This window comes from Paenibacillus sp. Soil766 (genome assembly GCF_001428105.1).
GTDB lineage: Bacteria > Bacillota > Bacilli > Paenibacillales > NBRC-103111 > Paenibacillus_E.
Map to the genome: position 1 here is coordinate 87,293 of NZ_LMSJ01000034.1, position 16,985 is coordinate 104,277.

Genomic DNA, 16,985 nt, shown 5'->3' on the forward strand with positions numbered 1-16,985 from the left:
AATATGCGCATTTGTATCATCGCCGAAGGCTCATATCCTTATGTGACCGGTGGGGTTTCCAGTTGGATTCATTCTTTGATAACCAATATTCCGGAGCATGAATTTGTCATATTCACAATCGGAGCTTTCGAGAAGCAGAGGGGGCAATTTAAATACAAATTGCCGTCTAATGTGGTCGAGGTAAAAGAAATATTTCTTGATGCTTACATGCGTGAATCGGGAGAATGGGGGCATCGGTTTCGATTAACAGCCAGTCAGCAAGTTTCGTTTCAAGCCTTGCTTGGAGGGATTGGCCAAGTGGAATGGGCAGATCTGTTTCATTTGCTGAGAACGAAGCAATTTCGAGTAGCAGCGGATTTTCTAATGAGCAAAGATTACTTTGATTTGTTGGTTGCGTTGTGCAAGGAGAGGTATCCTCAAATTCCATTTACGGAAATGTTTTGGACAGTTCGTTCTATGGTCCTCCCTTTGTTCTTATCCATTCGTCATGAGATACCCAAGGCCGACATCTATCACAGTGTTTCCACAGGTTATGCGGGTGTGATTGGAGCTTTGGCTAAGTACCTATACAATAAACCATTCTTGGTAACGGAGCATGGGATTTATTCACGAGAACGAGAAGAAGAGATAATTAAAGCCGGCTGGGTGAAAGGGTATTTCAAAGATTTATGGATCGAGTATTTCTACCGTTTGTCTGAGTGTGCTTATGGCAGTGCTGACGAGGTTATTACCTTATTTAATCGAAATCGAGAAATCGAAATTGAATTGGGCTGCAACCCAGATAAAATAAAAATTATTCCAAATGGTGTCAATCTTGCAGATTACGAAGAAGTGGTGCAGGAGAAGCGTCCAGATGATGCGATGATTCGCATTGGCGCAATCGTGCGTGTAGTTCCGATTAAAGATATCAAAACAATGATTCAGAGCTTCGCACTTGTGAAGAGGGAAGTGCCGAACACGGAGTTATATATCATGGGACCTTCCGAAGAAGATGAGGAATACCTTATCGAGTGCCAACAACTTGTCGATACATTGCAAGTGGAAGATGTCATTTTTACAGGTGAAGTGCGAATTAAAGAGTATTTAGGTCGCATGGATATGCTAGTGCTCTCTAGTGTAAGTGAAGGCATGCCATTGGCGATTCTAGAAGGAATGGCTAGCGGCAAGCCCTTTGTCGCCACGGATGTGGGAAGTTGTCGCGAGCTGCTCCATGGCAGGGAAGACGATATTGGACCGTGCGGGATAATCGTTCCCGTGATGCATTATGACCAGATGGCCACTGCGCTCATCAAGCTCTGCAAGAATAAAAAGCTGCGAGAAGAGATGGGGAGAAACGGACTGGAGCGGGCTGGGAAACATTATACGAGGAAGCAATTTATTGAAGGGTATCGAAGTTTGTATAATTCGTATCAGGAGGTGACGACATGGCGGGGATAGGATTCGAGCTGAGGCGATTATTCGGAGGTCAGGGGCTATTAAATAGCTTTAGAGCTTATGCCTATTCATCAATGACGACGGTGGGGCCGATGATCTTGTGCATGAGTACGATTGTATTTATGCAGAGATTCATGATAGTCGCAGATTCACCATACTTGGAACGTCAGCTTTTTCTCGCAACAGTTGTGTACTGCTTTATTTTCTCTGTACTCATTACAGGTGGTTTATCCATGATCGTGACAAGGTTTATTTCGGATATGATTTATCTAAAAAAGTATGAGCATCTGCTCTCTTCCTACTATGGAGCAATTACAGTGGCGCTGCCGATAGGCTCGCTTGTTGCTTGGCTTTTTTTACGCAAAGTGACGGCAGGATTCGGATATAAAGCTGCGGCTTATTTGTTCTTCACTGAACTCATTGTTATTTGGGTGCAATCGGTTCATTTATCAGCATTGAAAGATTACAAAAGAATTGTTCGTAATTTTTGTTACGGTATTGTCATTGCGATAGCGGGTTCATGGCTGCTTTTGACTTATACACCGTATAAGAGTGCAGCAGCAGTTCTTACGATGATGGATATTGGGTTTATGATCATTATGCTGTTGACTGCGTACCATTTTGAACAAAAATTCCCGAGGAAATCCAGTAAAGTTTACTTCGATTTTTTTACATATTTCCGGAAATATCCGTCATTATTTTTCATTGGTACATTTTTTTACTCAGGCGTATATGTACATAGCTTCGTCTATTGGTTCAGTCCCTACCAAGAACAAATTGGAGGGCGATTTCTAATTTCTCCGTTCTATGATCTACCAGTCTTTTACGCCTATCTCACGGTTATACCCACGCTAGTTACATTTGTTGTTTCGGTGGAGACGACCTTTTATGATAAATTCCGAGGTTACTACGATAGAATATTGAATGGGGGAACGTTGCAAGAGATTACACGTGCCAAATTGGACATGCAACGAACTTTGATGCAAGAAGTCAGTTTTATGATGGAGGTTCAGCTTCTATTTACTGTCGTGTCACTTGCATTGGGCATTAAGCTGCTGACAATGCTTGGCTTTACCAATTCACAGCTCTACATATTCAATATTCTTGTTCTCGGATATTTTGTGTTCATCATGTCCTTTATTATTATGCTCATCATGCTTTATTTTGACGATCGAAGAGGAGTTCTTGCTGTAAGCAGTTTGTTTGTTGTTTTGAATGGTGTATTCACATACTGGTCGATGAATGCAGAAAATCATGGTTTAGGTATCTTTCTAGCAGCTTTTGTTTCACTGCTTTGCGCATTAACCCGCTTAATTATGTATGTTAGAAATATAGATTACTATACATTTTGTGCACAACCAATTTCGGTTACGGTTCAAAAGAAATTACCCTTTTGGCGTCGTGTTAGAGCCAAATTAACTGTGACTACACTATTGATTACAGCAGTCGTGTTCCTTACTGCTTGTACCGATGAACAGGTGAAGGAATCGAACTCAGAGGGACCATCTACGCTCTCCAATTTAACTCCGATCACTTCCAATGATAAGTTGGTAGAAGATAAGCGGCTATACCAACAAGACAAGGATACATCTGTTGATGCCCTTTACGTGACGATCCTGCCGGAAAAGCGAGGCAAAGAGAATCCACTCTCTTGGTATGCCCTGAACCGGATCAAGGACCGAATGAATGAGGGCGATCTCAAAGTTATTGTACAGGAAGGTGCGGCTGACGGAAGTGGACCTAAATCCGGTATGTTCGGATATGCGAGTACAGAAAGCAACGGGAAAATCAGCTTGCGAGGAAATACTTCACGTTATGCGTCTCAACGTTCTTATAAAATTCGTTTGGAAGACCAAGCTGGTTTATGGCATGATCAGCGGACACTAAATCTAAACAAACACATTTTTGACTCCTCAAGATTACGTAATAAGTTAAGTTTTGACATTTTTGAGACGATCCCTAATATTACTAGCCTCAGAACTCAATTCGTTCATTTGTACGTCAAGGACTTATCAGAGGAGAAAGAGTCGGGGAAAGCTTTCGCGGATTATGGATTGTTTACACACGTTGAGCAGCCCAATGAGAAGTTTCTGAAGAGCCATTGGCTGGATCCGAATGGACAACTATACAAGGCTGTCTTGTTTGAGTTTTTCGAATATCCTGAAGCTCTTAAGTCCAAGACCGACCCTACGTACAATAAAGCGGAATTTGAGAAGCATTTGGAGATAGACGGTTATGAGGATCATGATAAGCTTTTGAAGATGCTCAAAGATGTAAACAATATGTCGATCCCTATTGATGAGGTGTTCGACAAGCATTTTGATCTCGATAATTATTTAACGTTTCTTGCAGCAAACATTTTGATGGATAATTTGGATACGGAAGCTCACAACTTCTATTTGTACTCACCATTGAATTCCAACAAGTGGTACTTCCTACCATGGGATTATGATGGCGGATGGGAGTGGGGGCTTCAAGGTAACGTAATAAATACGAATCCTTCTAGTAACGGAATTAGCACGTATTGGGGAAGTGTTCTTCCCAACCGGTTTTTCCGAAGTGAAAAAAATGTGCAATTGTTGAAGGATAAAATTGACGAGCTCTATGCAATGATTAATAATGATTCAGTTGCCAAACGGTTGCAAGATTACCGGGGGGTAGTCGAACCATTTATTAATAAAGCTCCTGATAATAGCTTCCTGCCCATTCAGTTAAACAAATTAGACGAGGAGTTCAAAAGGATTGCTGGTGTTCCGCTTCGTGCGTTAGAACGATTTAACAAAGATATAGAGAAACCCAAGCCGTTTTTTTTAAATGAATTAAGTCAGCTTAACGGAAAATATCGATTTGAGTGGGAACCATCGTTTGATCTGCAAGGGGATGATTTAACCTATGAGTGGACATTGGCTAGAGACCCTGCGTTTAAGGATATTGTGCAGCAACAGAAAACTTTGAAGAATACTAGTGTAGAATTAAATAGCCTTAAGCCTGGTGAATATTTCTGGAAAGTGACTGTTCAAGATGCGAAAGGGCACCAACAAATCGCGTTTGATTATTATGAGACAGACGATGTGCCCTACTACGGAGTCAAAGCTATTGAGGTGAAGTAAATATGGAGTTTCTAGGAAAAAAACTGCGCCATGAACTGAAATACTATATTCACCCTTATGAATATGTTACCTTGCGACAGCGTCTTGGTGCCATGCTTCAACTAGATGGAAATTCGGATGACAAGGAAGGGTATGGGATTCGCAGCTTATACTTCGACGGTCCTCAGAATCATTCTCTTTATGATAAAGTGAACGGAATCTTCGGTCGGCAGAAATTCCGTATTCGCATTTATAATGGTGAAGACCGGACCATCAAGTTGGAGAGAAAAAGCAAGTACGGGGATTACGTGTGCAAAGAGGCCGTTCGGCTCAGCAGAGATGAATATGATCGACTTTTAACAGGGGATATTTCCTTCTTGTTAGAGCAGAATCATCTATTGTTAAAAGATTTCTATAGGGCGTTGCAAGGTGGTTACCAACCGGCAGTTATTGTGGATTATATGCGAGAAGCCTATGTGTATGAATTAGGGGATGTTCGTATTACTTTCGATAAAATGTTGTCGGCAGGTATTAATTCTCATGATGTATTCGATCCCAATCTGGCCCTGACGGAAGCTCTTGATTCAACGAAAACCATTATGGAGATTAAGTACAATGACTTTCTCCCTGAAGCAATTCGACTCATTGTAAGGCCTGAATCACATAACCGTTCAAGTATTTCAAAGTATGTCATTTGCCGCGAGATTGGCTATCGGCATTTTAGACCATAATCGTTCTAGGAGCAAGGGGAGACAAGATGGGAGATTCGCTTAATTTTCAGGATGTCGTCAAGAAGAGCATCCTTCATTTGGAAGCATTCCGCAATATTTCATACATCGATATACTCATGGGACTTGCTGTCTCATTCGGAATTGGTATGTTCATTTATTATATTTATCGGAAAACATTTCGCGGTGTCGTGTATAGTTATAACTACAATGTCACTTTTGTTCTGATGAGTATGATAACAACACTGATTATCATGACGATCAGCACGAATATCGTCCTTTCTCTCGGCATGGTCGGAGCTCTTAGCATTGTACGTTTCCGAACAGCGGTAAAAGATCCGCTAGATATCGTGTATATGTTCTGGGCAATTTCCGTTGGTATTGCGACTGGGGCAAAGCTTTATCCTGTCTCATTGCTTGGTTCAGTCGCCATTGGGGCAGCTCTTTTGTTTTTGTCTAGGCGTAAAATAAGAGAACAGCCCTACCTATTGATCATTCGTCATACAGACGAAGCTATAGGTGAGCTGCGTATAAGGTTAAGACAAATGAACTATAGTGTGAAATCGAAAACAGTCCGTAAAAATTTCACGGAGTTGACTCTGGAGATGCGTCTACGTGATGATAATACGGCTTTCGTAAATGAGTTTTCTCGAATCGAAGGCGTCCAAGATGTATCCCTTATCAATTATACAGGGGACTATGCACAATGACGGTGGAACATCACTGCTTGCTAATAATTTGAATGGTGCGAGTTACATCCTCCCAAATAACGGATGCTCCCAATGCTTCTCCAACGAAGCGAAGTGGGACGAACGTGCTTTCTTGATAAAGGATCGGCGACGCATCAAGCTGAATGTTCTTACCATTCAATTGCGCGGTCTCGCTATGTAGCGTTAGCTTGACTGTCTGTTTGCCTTTCGTAGCGGTTACTGTCTGTGTCTCGGCATTCCAGTCAACTTGCGATTGTAAGGCTTCAAATATGGAACGAAGCGGAACGAAAGTGAAGCCATCTATAATCTGAGGTTCTTGTGTGAAAAAACGCTCTTTGCCATCAATGATGAGGCGAGGGGCGTTTGTTTTATTGTGGATGCCGATAATACCAATATGAGGCGAAGTGCAGAACGCATCTCCAGCATATGTGACCATACAGGCAAACTGGGGGGCATCCGTTTGCAACTTCAACTTATATCGCAAATTCCCATCTTGGTCCAGTGAATACCAACTACCACTATTATCATGAAAATAAATATGTTCAGCCGCATCAATTTGAAGTGTACTAGGACGAATTTCAGTGGATGCTGGAAGGGTGTAGGCCCAGATCGATTTTTGATCTTTGAAAAGGCTTAGACTGTTTGCAGTTACTTTCAAATTTGGTGGAATCTGCGTAGTAACGGGATCGGGTAGCTTGTGGTTTGGTTTAACGGGTACTCTCTCGCCGTTTGGGAGGATTGATTTCCACTGATTATTAGATTGATAATAAGCGGTACCGTCGTTTGTAACGAAAAGCTTTTGAGGGGCCGCATCATGCAATCGCCAAGGGATATCGAATCGATCCGCACCATATAAGATGGCACTTATAGGCTCCGCATTTGGAGCGATTTGTGAGTGGAACTCCAATAATTCTATTTCTTGATCTTGAATTTCTGAAGAGGAATCAGCTCCTAATAGAATAAGAATAGATAGGAAGGTAAGTAAGGGGATCCAACGCATATGTTCATCCTTTCACTACTGGTAGTAACGTGCTTATATGTAAAGAACACTGTTACTAATCATAACAAGATTTCTAATAGAATTAAATCATTATATAGCGCACACAACAAAAAGCCGCTGGATGCCAGCGGCTTTTTGTTGAAATGAATGTGGGAAATTAGAAAGTCTCACCACTATCAAGATTGAACTGCCATAGAATACCAAACTTGTCTTCTACTTGACCGTACAATTTGCTCCAGTCCGTCGCTTGAAGTTCCATACCGATTTTTCCGCCTTCTTTGAGCTTATGGAAAGCATTTTGGATCTCTTCAGCATTTGAGCTAACGTAAGAAAGACTGATGTTGTTACCTACAACGTATGGCATCCCGGGGAACACGTCGGAGAACATGAGCGGGCTTCCGTTAATATCCAGACGAGTATGCATAACACCATTTTTGGCTTCTTCAGGAAGCGGATAATCTGGGTGAGCTGGCATATCGCCAAATGTAATGATTTTTGGAGTGGGCAGATTAAATACTTCTGCATAGAAAGTCACAACTTCGCGAGTGTTTCCTTGGAAATTTAAATAAGCATTAATTGACATTACCATTCTCCTCTATTGTGAAATTGGGACAATCTCCTATATTCTACCACTGGTAATGTGGAAAATCCACCAGACCTATAAGCTCAATAGCAAGGACTGGAGTTGACTTCTTCCTTCAGTGGATAAAGATTGGAGAATCTGATCTGAGGCTTGGCTCATCGCGGCACGAGCTTTCGCAATCAGGGGAGGTGCTTCATCCGTTAACTGGAGAAAGGTTGCTCGACGGTCGTCAGGATCTGGCGTGCGATAGATAAGGGCCTCTTGTTCAAGTGCATCAACGAACTGGGTGACTGTGCGAGCTTTAATGCCTAGTTTGGTCGCGAGATCTGACATCCGAATACGGCCTTCTTCTTCAATCACAATGAGGACACGTACGCGCGGTCCCGTTAAATAAGCAGGGATTCCTAAGAGAACTAATTGCTCTTCAAATTGAGTATGCAATCGATGGGTCGTACGTATCAATAGTTGTATAATGTCTCCAGCCGTTGGTGTAGATAGAGATAGAGAGGAATCCATGGGCGGTTGTTGTTGACTAGGTGTGTTGCTTTGAGTTGGCTGCATAGTCCTCCTTGACAAATAGAAATATACTGAGTATACTCAGTAATAAATAATTGCTGAGTATACACACTAAATATACCATACATGAGAAGAAAAGAGGAGGGGGATCTTCTAAGATGAATGATCACATGGACAGTAGAGCTGCAAATGTAATGCGCGCTGTGCGTTATCATGCTTTTGGTGAGGCAGAGGTCCTGCAAGTAGAAAGCATTCCTATCCCGCTACCACAAGAAGGCGAAGTGCTTGTTCGTATACATGCCGCTGGAGTTCTCCCTGTGGATTGGAAAATACGCCGGGGATTGTTCCCGATGCCTGTTCAATTTCCACATATTCCGGGAACTGCGTTCGCAGGTGTCGTTGCGGCAATTGGATCAGGGGTGTCCACCTGGCAAATTGGAGATCCTGTATTCGGTCGCAGCACCAAAGGGACTTATGCAGAGTATACGACTGCAGCTGAAGATGCGATTGCCTGTAAACCAGCTTCGATATCCTATGAAGAAGCAGCTACCTTGTCAGGAGGAGCCACAACGGCGTGGCGTGCTATTGTATCAGAAGGCCAAGTTAAGCCGAACGAGCGCGTTCTTATTCATGGAGCCGCGGGAGGCGTTGGCATGTTCGCGGTGCAGTTCGCGAAATGGATCGGTGCAGAAGTCATCGGTACGGCAGGGCCGAAGAATGTGTCCTATGTAGCCTCTTTAGGGGCAGACCAGGTGATTGATTATACGTCTGAACGATTCGAAGAGATCGTAGAAGAGGTTGACTTCGTACTTGATACGGTTAGTGGGGATACACTCGCACGGACTTGGTCTGTTATGAAGCAGGGAGGCAGATTGGCTGCGATCGCGGGCCTACCGCCACTGGAGAAAGCGAAGCAGCACGGTATGACGTTGATTCGTCCGGGCATCGCTACGAATGAAGATTTGGAAGCTATTGCTGCGCTAATCGAAGAGGGCAAGCTAACGGTACACATTGAGCAAAGCTATGCGTTGGAAGATGTGCGTCAAGCACATGTGAAGAGCCAGTCAGGGCACGGACGAGGTCGAATTGTGCTGCGGTTGACCGAATAATTAATTTGGCCAGGAAGCGTCATACTGTTATTTGATTTCTGCCTAACGCTTAAGAGTTATATGAGATTGCTATGCTTGGACTCACAATAATTGAGTCAATGTAGCAAGCGATGTATTTGTTAGCATGGAATAAAAGCGACTCCGACATACCATCCTATGTGTAGCGGTTTAAATATTTGTGCCAGCATTTGACACATAGGGGGAACTTACTTGAAATTAACTTCGGAGCAGATGATAACTCTGCATGGCTTTAATAATTTAACCAAATCACTTAGTTTTAATATGTATGATATCTGCTTTACCAAAACAAGAGAAGAACGCGAAGCTTACATAGCTTATATTGACAAGCAATATAATGCGGATCGTTTGACAGCTTTGTTGAACACAGTTGCCGACATTATTGGTGCACACGTCTTGAATGTCGCGAAGCAGGATTACGTTCCACAAGGAGCTAGCGTTACTATGCTGGTGTCTGAGGGCCCTATCGAACAGGAACCGAGTGAATCGTTCGAAGAGTCGCCAGGACCGTTGCCAGACGCGGTGGTTATGCATCTCAATACGAGCCACATCACAGTCCATACGTATCCCGAGTATCACCCTGATGAAGGGATTAGCACCTTCAGGGCAGATATCGATGTCTCCACGTGTGGAGAAATATCGCCGCTAAAAGCGTTGAACTTTCTGATACGTTCATTTGATAACGATATCCTGACAATGGATTATAGAGTCAGAGGGTTCACACGTGATATCAGTGGGCATAAGCTATTCATTGATCACGAGATCAGCTCTATACAAAATTATATCCCTGAGGAAATTCAAGATTTATATCAAATGATTGATGTGAACGTGTACCAGGAAAATATTTTCCACACGAAATGCAAACTTCGCGAATTTGATCTGAACAATTACTTGTTTGGCTACACGAAAGATACGCTAAACAAAGAAGAGCAGTTGGAAATCGAGAAAAGCGTCAAGTGGGAGATGGATGAGATCTTCTATGGGAAAAATATGATTTTTACTTGATGTGAATATTATAATGCAAAGAGCTTGTCGCGAATGGATGCGACAGGCTCTTTGTGCGTAGAATCAGGGTAAGTTTCCCGAATCCTGTCCCTCGAGTCCCGGATCCTAAGTCCCCTGAGCCGTCCCAATCTCCCAACCTGAGCACCAACCTTTCCCCAGTTACTCCATAAGATAAGGTGCAATCGTATTACGGAACACTTGAAGGGGGATTTTACTCTTTTTGCGTTGATCATTGGTCAATACAACAACACTTTCAATAGAAGGTAGGATATAAATGCATTGGCCACCGAACCCATACGCGTTAAAGTAATTTAACGGACGTCTAGATGATTCAAAATCGATGTTATCTGGGTAAGTATCAGTCCACCAATGCCAACCATAGCTGCCGCGGCGAGGCGCCTCTACATGTATCGCAGGTTTCGTGGAAAGAGTGACAAGTTCCTGGGAAATAAGCTGTGTATTGCCCCATTTGCCTCGTTGAAGATAAAGCTGACCGAACTTGAGCATATCCATAGGGCGAAGTGACAATCCGAAGCCCCCTGTATGTATACCTTGAGGGTCTTGTTCCCATGCATATGTTTCTATACCAAGTGGCTCGAATAGATGTATCTCAGCAAAGCGAGCAACGGACATCCCTGTTGCTTGGACCAGTATCGCAGATAATAATTGCGAGCCCCCCGAATTATAAGTCATCCGTGTACCTGGCATATCGGATAAGGGTTGATCCAATACGAAATCTACCCAGTTCGGTGTTCTTGTCATGTGTGGAAATGAATTCTGTCCGCCAAATTCTGTCCAATTAAAGCCTGCTGTCATCGTTAATAAATGCAGCAGACTTATTTCACACTTCTGTGATTCTTTATCATTCGCTAGCTGTGGGAAAAAAACGGACGCAGGTGTTTCAGGGGCTGGTAACAGGCCCTGATCCATGGCGATGCAGTAGATCGCAGAGAGGACGCTTTTGGTACAGGAATTGATTTTTGCAACAGTGTCCGCCAAATAAGGATCTCGGTAATGCTCATAAATCATTAGACCGCCTTGACTGATGAGGCAGCTAACAAGATTAGCTGGTTCTAGTTTTTCTGCTAAATTTGAAAAATTCATGATAACCTTCTTTGATTTTCGACATTTTTCTTCATTCAGGGGGGATTTACCTTTTGAACGATTAGTTCCATGTGATAAACTACAACTAACTGAGTCCAACGAGAGCTAAATACACCTTAGATAAAGATTCCACCTCAGATGTAGTGTGTAGTCTTTTTATCATACCATTCGACGTTTTTTCTGGAAATGATGTGTTAGGAGCTGCTAGAATACATGAGAATTTTCAGGAATTTACTACTGATTAGCCTCGGGTTGATTGGTACCTATGTGATTTATTATCTGATTCATTTTATGCAAGGAGACACGTTAAGTTTGCAGCGGCAACCGAGCAGCCAGTATGGTCAGACCATGCAAGTAACGGAAAATCGTCACCAGTTAATTGGATTTATTAACGATAAGCTCACGAGCAGACATGGCGTATCGACGAATCTACAGGATACAGATCAGAAGAGTGCAGCAGCGTCAGGCCATGAAGTTTTGAGTGAATCCGCGGGACTCTTGATGCGGTACTATGCGCTAACCGGACAGAAAGATAAGTTTGATGAGCAGTGGCAGCAAGCTAAGCTAGTATTTGATACCCCTTATGGCTTCAGCTATCGTTACAGTCCTAAACAGAATAAACAATATCCAATGAATGCGATTGTAGATGATTTGCGTATCATTCGGGCACTTGATGAAGCTTCTCATGCTTTTGAATCAAAGAGCTATAGGATGGAAGCCGAAGGATACGGAAAGCGAGTTTATCAATATAATGTTGTGAATGGGCAAATGCGAGACTTCTATGATCCAACTTACCAACTGACAAATTCATTCCTAACCTTGTGCTACATAGATGCTGCATCTTTGGAGCTTATACCGGTTTCTCGAAAAAAGAAGGCGACCCTTGAAGCTAGCATGCTCCAAATTGCCCAAGAAGGATACTTGTCAGATTCGTTTCCATTTTACCAAACTCGCTATGATTTCAACAGCAAGAATTACCAATCGGAAGGCATTAACACTGTAGAATCCTTGCTGACTATTCTAAACCTAGCAGAAGTTAAACTAGCACAGCCAGCCAGCATTCAATATATCAAAGCTCAGGTGAAATCAGGAACGTTATACGGTCAATATGATCGGAATGGGAAACCATTGAATGAAGTAAGATCAACAGCTATTTATGCCATATCGGCCATGATTGGATCGGTCATCAAGGATCAAGAGTTGTATGCAGATAGTATTCTCCAAATGAATGAATTTCAAAATCATGATCCGCAGAGCCAGCTGAATGGCGGCTTCGGAGATGTCAATGCCGTGCAGGCTTATTCCTTCGACAATTTGATGGCACTGTTAGCCTACTCGTATTGATCAGAAAGGAGTGCGATCCTATGTGGAACCATCGGTATCTCCCAATGTTGTTGGGCAAAATGTCCCCAGCCGCTTTCGCTGCCATCATGGTTTTCCTGATTACAGTGATCGCATTATTTACGCCTCCCTATATTGGGATGGCCGACAATGGAGATTATTTTCGAATTCTGTACAGTAACGGATTGTATTTCAATGATCCGAATTATACGAACCATTACCTCGGCTACTTCGTCAAAAATTATGGTGTGTATCAGTTTTATAATGAGAATGGTGCTACCTTATTTTCTTCACAATCTATGTTTATTAAAGCATCCCTTCTTATCAACCTACTCTTTCATGACTCTCAATTGTACGATATTCGTTTTCAAGCAGGGATGTACCTCGTTTTATATGTAGCTGCCATCTACTTATTAGTAGAGGCGCTTACTTGGAAAATGTCCAAGAAAAGAGGCTATCTCATTGCGCTTCTCAGCATTTTTATTTTAGGAGATACGGGATATACGGCCTATTTTAATTCCTTTTATAGTGAGAGTATTGTGCTCATTATGACGATTTTCATGGTTGCCGCGGGCATATTGCTTTATCGGAAACGATATAACGATTATTGGATGTTAGCGTTATTTGTTGTTAGTGCTATCTTTTTAACCATGAGTAAGCAGCAAAATGCTCCTGTAGGAATGATTATTGCAATTTTTGGCGTTTTCTTCATCTATATTCGTAAGACGAAGTCGTATCGCATCATTACGGCAAGTTTACTTATTGCAGTTCTTGGAGTAGGTGTTGGCAGCTATGTACTTATTCCTCAAGGATTTGTGAATATCAATAAATACCATGCGATGACGCGCGGTGTGATCATGGGCTCAGTAGATCCTGAGAAGACACTTGAAAGCTTTGACATTGACAAACAATTTGCAGTTCTTGGTGAGACCCTATACTACGACCCCTACTCTGCAACAGCTGTGGATTCCGAGCTCATGCAGGAAAAGTTCTACAATAAATATAGTGTGGCGTCGATTCTCGGTTACTACTTCTTACATCCGGAACAAGCCGGTAAAATGCTCAATTTGGCTGCACAAGATGGATTTAGTATTAGGCCGCATGCGCTTGGGAATTATGAGGCATCGACGGGTAAAGCATTTGGTTCTCAAACAATCTTTTTCTCAAGCTACAGTTTGTTGAAGGATTGGCTAGCTCCAAAAACATTTGGATTTGTGGTCCTCTGGGCGCTCATTATCATGGGGCTATATATGCCGTCCTTTGTAAAAGCCATTAGACTTCGACAGCCTAGGAATGTGCTCAGGTTACCTTTAATTCTTATGATGATTGTGATCGGTCTATCTGGGATTTTCGTTTCCATTGTCGGGGCTGGGGATGCAGACCTTGCCAAGCATGAATTTTTATTCACTTTAGTTTTCGATCTTGTTTCACTACTTACAATTTGTGATTTAATTGCCAAACGATTATGGATTCAAGAAGTTGAAGATATCACGGACAATAAGGCTATGCAAGGAGGTGTTCACCATGCATAAGCAGCGATGGCAACGAACCATTTTCTTCCTATTATGTTGTCTGTTACTGATGGTTTGCTATCCGGTAACTACTTCTGCTAATCAACCCGAGAAGACTTCTGTTCTCCTCGTTTATGATAGCTTAGCTAAAGGAACCGCTAAAGAGGGGAATGTCGAGGCTGTACAACGTTTACTGGCTTCTTTCAGCGTTCAAGTGACGGTGACATCTTATGACAGTTACGAAAAAGGAACGCTCCTCAAGTTCAGTAAAGTCATTTCAATGCGCAATTTAGCTGATATGAGTCCAACAATCGATTTTTTTAATCAGGATATGAATGAGTACGTAGGGGAATATATGCATATAGGGTATGGACTCCCTGCTACGATTCGACAGGATATGGATTTGGAAATTGACATGTTAGATCAAGACAGCCTACACCTTGCAATTGGACAATTCTCCCAAAGCTCAATTACGGCCAGTAATATTGTCTATATTACAAAATTTACGGGAACTTCCTTTGGTGAGATAACCTCAGAGAGGAAGAAGATAACTTCACCATATGGTGTTCTTCATGGTAAATATACCTATATTCCCTACATGGTAAGTGGGAATTTAAGCGAGCAAGCAGCGGCCTATGTCCTTAAGGACTGGTTGGCTATTAAGACGATAAGCCATAATTATGTATTGTTGAATGAGATTTATCCCTTTTCAGATCTCAACATGCTCAGTGAGCTGGCAGATCGCTTATATGAAGGCGGGATTCCTTTTATCGTCAGTGTACAGCCTGTACTTACTAATTTAGATTTCCCCGCAACACAGCGATATTTGGAAGCCATCAAACATATACAATCGCGAAACGGAAGTATTGTTGTGAATGCCCCCGTCGTAAATTCAACAATTAGTCAGGACATTACGATATTAAAATCACAAATGAGCTCCTTTCTGAATGCTCTGTCTGCGTATGGAATCGTTCCCTTGGGAATTGGAACTGAGTTGTATTGGACATATGACCAACATTACATTGGAAATGGCTTATCTTTTTTTCAATCAGGCATTATTTTTCCGAATCAGCGATTGATGTATCGAGCACAAACTTCCACATCAAGTGCGTTTACTTCGGCCATGTATACCATACAAGCAAAGGAAATTAGCAAGTATGCCGTGTCTTCTAAAATGATGGATCCCTTGCCGATGAACACTGCATTTGTTTATCCTTTTCCTGTAGATCGCAAAGGATTAGAAGCGACTATCGACACTATATTTTCAAGCTGGACAACCTTCGCGGATTACAAGAGACAAGAGCATCGTGTAAGAACGGACACCAATGAAATGAGCTCGCAGAGCGGCCACCTGCAAATCAACGGTCAAGCTATCGCATTAAACAATAAAGTCGCTGAAATCGATTCTGATCATGCGTATGTGCAAGAAGTGAAGAAGAGCTTTACAACCTTATTCTCGGTGCAAAATAACATTTTCATTGTTCTTATTTTGACCACACTACTTATCTTTATGGTATTCCTCATTATTGGGTATCGCATGTATAAACGAAAATTCATGCAACAGGAGAGGCCATAATGACAATTGCAGATATTTTGATGCTAATTTCAGTCTTTTGCATATGGTCACTCCTCTTGGTTAATGTGGTGCTGATTGTTGCTGGGTACTTGTACTATATGCAAATTGAGAACAAACCTGTTGCCCCGCTTGAAGGTGTACCGCCTTTTGTCACGATCATGGTGCCTGCACATAATGAGGGCAAAGTGATAACGAAGACCGTCGAGTCCTTACTTGCACTCTCATACCCCCATGATCGTTATGAAATAATCGTCATCAACGACAACTCCTCTGATAATAGCAGTGTTTTATTAGCGAACCTACAGTCGAAGTATCCAGAACGCAACCTGATCATTTTGAACACCGATAATGTGATAGGTGGGAAAGGAAAGTCCAATGCATTGAATTTGGGCTTTAAACAGAGCAAAGGTGAACTTATTGCTATTTATGATGCGGACAATACGCCTGAGAAAACGGCATTGACGTATCTAGTGTCCGAAATTACACATGATGCAACCTTAGGTGCTGTCATCGGGAAATTTCGAACACGCAATCGGGATGCTAGCCTCCTGACTCGCTTTATCAATGTCGAAACCTTATCGTTTCAATGGATGGCGCAAGCAGGCAGATGGAAACTATTTAAGTTGTGTACAATTCCAGGAACGAACTTCATTGTTCGACGCTCGATTATTGAGCATATGGGAGGATGGGATGTAAAGGCAATTGCAGAGGATACGGAAATTAGTTTTCGTATATATTTAATGGGATATAAGATTAAGTTTCAGCCGAAGTCGGTCACATGGGAGCAAGAACCACAAACAGTCAAGGTTTGGTTCAAGCAGCGAACGAGATGGGCGAAGGGGAATATTTATGTCATCGTCAAAAATTTACCGTTATTGTTCAAACGCTCAGCGCGTAATATCCATTTTGACATCTTGTATTACTTATCCATTTACGTCTTGTTGCTTTCCTCACTAGTGATGTCGGATCTACTTCTTATTCTTCATGCATTAGGTTATGTACGAACAACCATTGCAAGTTTTAGCTCCTTCTTATGGGGGCTGGCCATTATTTTATTCATTGTAGGTACATATATAACACTCGTTACAGAAAAAGGGGAAATGAAGTTATCTAATGTTTGGATTATTATGCTCATGTATGTTTCTTACTGCCAGATGTGGATGGTAGTAGCGGCATATGGGATGTATACCTATTTGAAGGATTTGGTTTTCAAGCGAGAAGCCAAATGGTATAAAACCGAAAGGTATTAGACAGGGGGCAT

At 42.2% G+C, this 16,985-nt stretch carries 14 protein-coding genes; 10 read left to right on the plus strand and 4 right to left on the minus strand.

The genetic code is table 11. The features are described from left to right. Positions 1 to 3 precede the first annotated feature (3 nt). From pelF to ASG89_RS23945, 4 genes are read left to right on the plus strand one after another with little or no spacing between them, the layout of a single operon-like run. Positions 4 to 1,437: a GT4 family glycosyltransferase PelF gene (gene pelF / locus ASG89_RS23930; RefSeq protein WP_057313537.1), complete on the plus strand. Its 1,434-nt coding sequence runs from the start codon at positions 4 to 6 to the stop codon at positions 1,435 to 1,437. Further along, positions 1,425 to 4,544 carry an exopolysaccharide Pel transporter PelG gene (gene pelG, locus ASG89_RS35795; protein ID WP_057313538.1) on the plus strand — a complete coding sequence of 1,040 codons (3,120 nt, stop codon included), beginning with the start codon at positions 1,425 to 1,427 and terminating at the stop codon, positions 4,542 to 4,544. The genes pelF and pelG overlap by 13 nt, the downstream gene beginning before the upstream one ends. Before the next feature lie 2 nt (positions 4,545 to 4,546). Next, positions 4,547 to 5,254 carry a polyphosphate polymerase domain-containing protein gene (locus ASG89_RS23940; protein ID WP_057313539.1) on the plus strand — a complete coding sequence of 236 codons (708 nt, stop codon included), beginning with the start codon at positions 4,547 to 4,549 and terminating at the stop codon, positions 5,252 to 5,254. 26 nt (positions 5,255 to 5,280) lie between these two features. Then, complete coding sequence (locus ASG89_RS23945) at positions 5,281 to 5,961, plus strand: DUF4956 domain-containing protein (RefSeq protein WP_057313540.1); 681 nt, start codon at positions 5,281 to 5,283, stop codon at positions 5,959 to 5,961. A 10-nt stretch (positions 5,962 to 5,971) separates the two neighbouring features. Here the strand turns inward: ASG89_RS23945 and ASG89_RS23950 are convergent, their stop codons facing one another. The 3 genes from ASG89_RS23950 to ASG89_RS23960 all read right to left on the minus strand — a co-directional run bounded on the left by ASG89_RS23950 (position 5,972) and on the right by ASG89_RS23960 (position 8,105). Beyond that, positions 5,972 to 6,961 carry a copper amine oxidase N-terminal domain-containing protein gene (locus ASG89_RS23950; RefSeq protein WP_057313541.1) on the minus strand — a complete coding sequence of 330 codons (990 nt, stop codon included), beginning with the start codon at positions 6,959 to 6,961 and terminating at the stop codon, positions 5,972 to 5,974. A 157-nt stretch (positions 6,962 to 7,118) separates the two neighbouring features. Continuing rightward, complete coding sequence (locus tag ASG89_RS23955; protein WP_057313542.1) at positions 7,119 to 7,544, minus strand: VOC family protein; 426 nt, start codon at positions 7,542 to 7,544, stop codon at positions 7,119 to 7,121. 75 nt (positions 7,545 to 7,619) lie between these two features. Then, the gene (locus ASG89_RS23960; RefSeq protein WP_235549900.1) at positions 7,620 to 8,105 is read right to left on the minus strand and encodes a MarR family winged helix-turn-helix transcriptional regulator; all 486 of its coding nucleotides are present in this window, start codon (positions 8,103 to 8,105) and stop codon (positions 7,620 to 7,622) included. A 113-nt stretch (positions 8,106 to 8,218) separates the two neighbouring features. Here ASG89_RS23960 and ASG89_RS23965 point away from each other — a divergent pair, with 113 nt between their 5' ends. Together ASG89_RS23965 and speD are read left to right on the plus strand one after the other, a co-directional pair. Beyond that, positions 8,219 to 9,169 carry an NADP-dependent oxidoreductase gene (locus tag ASG89_RS23965; RefSeq protein WP_235549901.1) on the plus strand — a complete coding sequence of 317 codons (951 nt, stop codon included), beginning with the start codon at positions 8,219 to 8,221 and terminating at the stop codon, positions 9,167 to 9,169. A gap of 210 nt (positions 9,170 to 9,379) precedes the next feature. Beyond that, on the plus strand, positions 9,380 to 10,192 hold the full coding sequence (gene speD, locus ASG89_RS23970; protein ID WP_057313543.1) for an adenosylmethionine decarboxylase: 813 nt from the start codon (positions 9,380 to 9,382) through the stop codon (positions 10,190 to 10,192). Positions 10,193 to 10,351: 159 nt separating this feature from the next. Here speD and ASG89_RS23975 read toward each other — a convergent pair whose 3' ends face one another. Then, positions 10,352 to 11,296 (minus strand): serine hydrolase domain-containing protein, encoded by a 945-nt coding sequence (locus tag ASG89_RS23975; protein ID WP_057313544.1) that lies wholly within the window; start codon positions 11,294 to 11,296, stop codon positions 10,352 to 10,354. A 213-nt stretch (positions 11,297 to 11,509) separates the two neighbouring features. Between ASG89_RS23975 and ASG89_RS23980 the strand changes: the two genes are divergently transcribed. Genes ASG89_RS23980 through ASG89_RS23995 form a run of 4 tightly spaced genes read left to right on the plus strand, consistent with a single transcriptional unit; the run spans position 11,510 to position 16,974 of the window. Further along, positions 11,510 to 12,640 (plus strand): hypothetical protein, encoded by a 1,131-nt coding sequence (locus ASG89_RS23980; RefSeq protein WP_057313545.1) that lies wholly within the window; start codon positions 11,510 to 11,512, stop codon positions 12,638 to 12,640. Between the two features lie 20 nt (positions 12,641 to 12,660). Continuing rightward, entirely contained in the window at positions 12,661 to 14,169 is a 1,509-nt protein-coding gene (locus ASG89_RS23985) for a hypothetical protein (RefSeq protein ID WP_063868111.1), read from the plus strand. Beyond that, positions 14,162 to 15,724 carry a hypothetical protein gene (locus ASG89_RS23990; RefSeq protein ID WP_057313546.1) on the plus strand — a complete coding sequence of 521 codons (1,563 nt, stop codon included), beginning with the start codon at positions 14,162 to 14,164 and terminating at the stop codon, positions 15,722 to 15,724. Before ASG89_RS23985 ends, ASG89_RS23990 begins: the two co-directional genes overlap by 8 nt. Beyond that, positions 15,724 to 16,974, plus strand: coding sequence for a glycosyltransferase family 2 protein (locus ASG89_RS23995; protein ID WP_057313547.1), 1,251 nt, complete (start codon positions 15,724 to 15,726; stop codon positions 16,972 to 16,974). The genes ASG89_RS23990 and ASG89_RS23995 overlap by 1 nt, the downstream gene beginning before the upstream one ends. Positions 16,975 to 16,985: the final 11 nt, after the last annotated feature.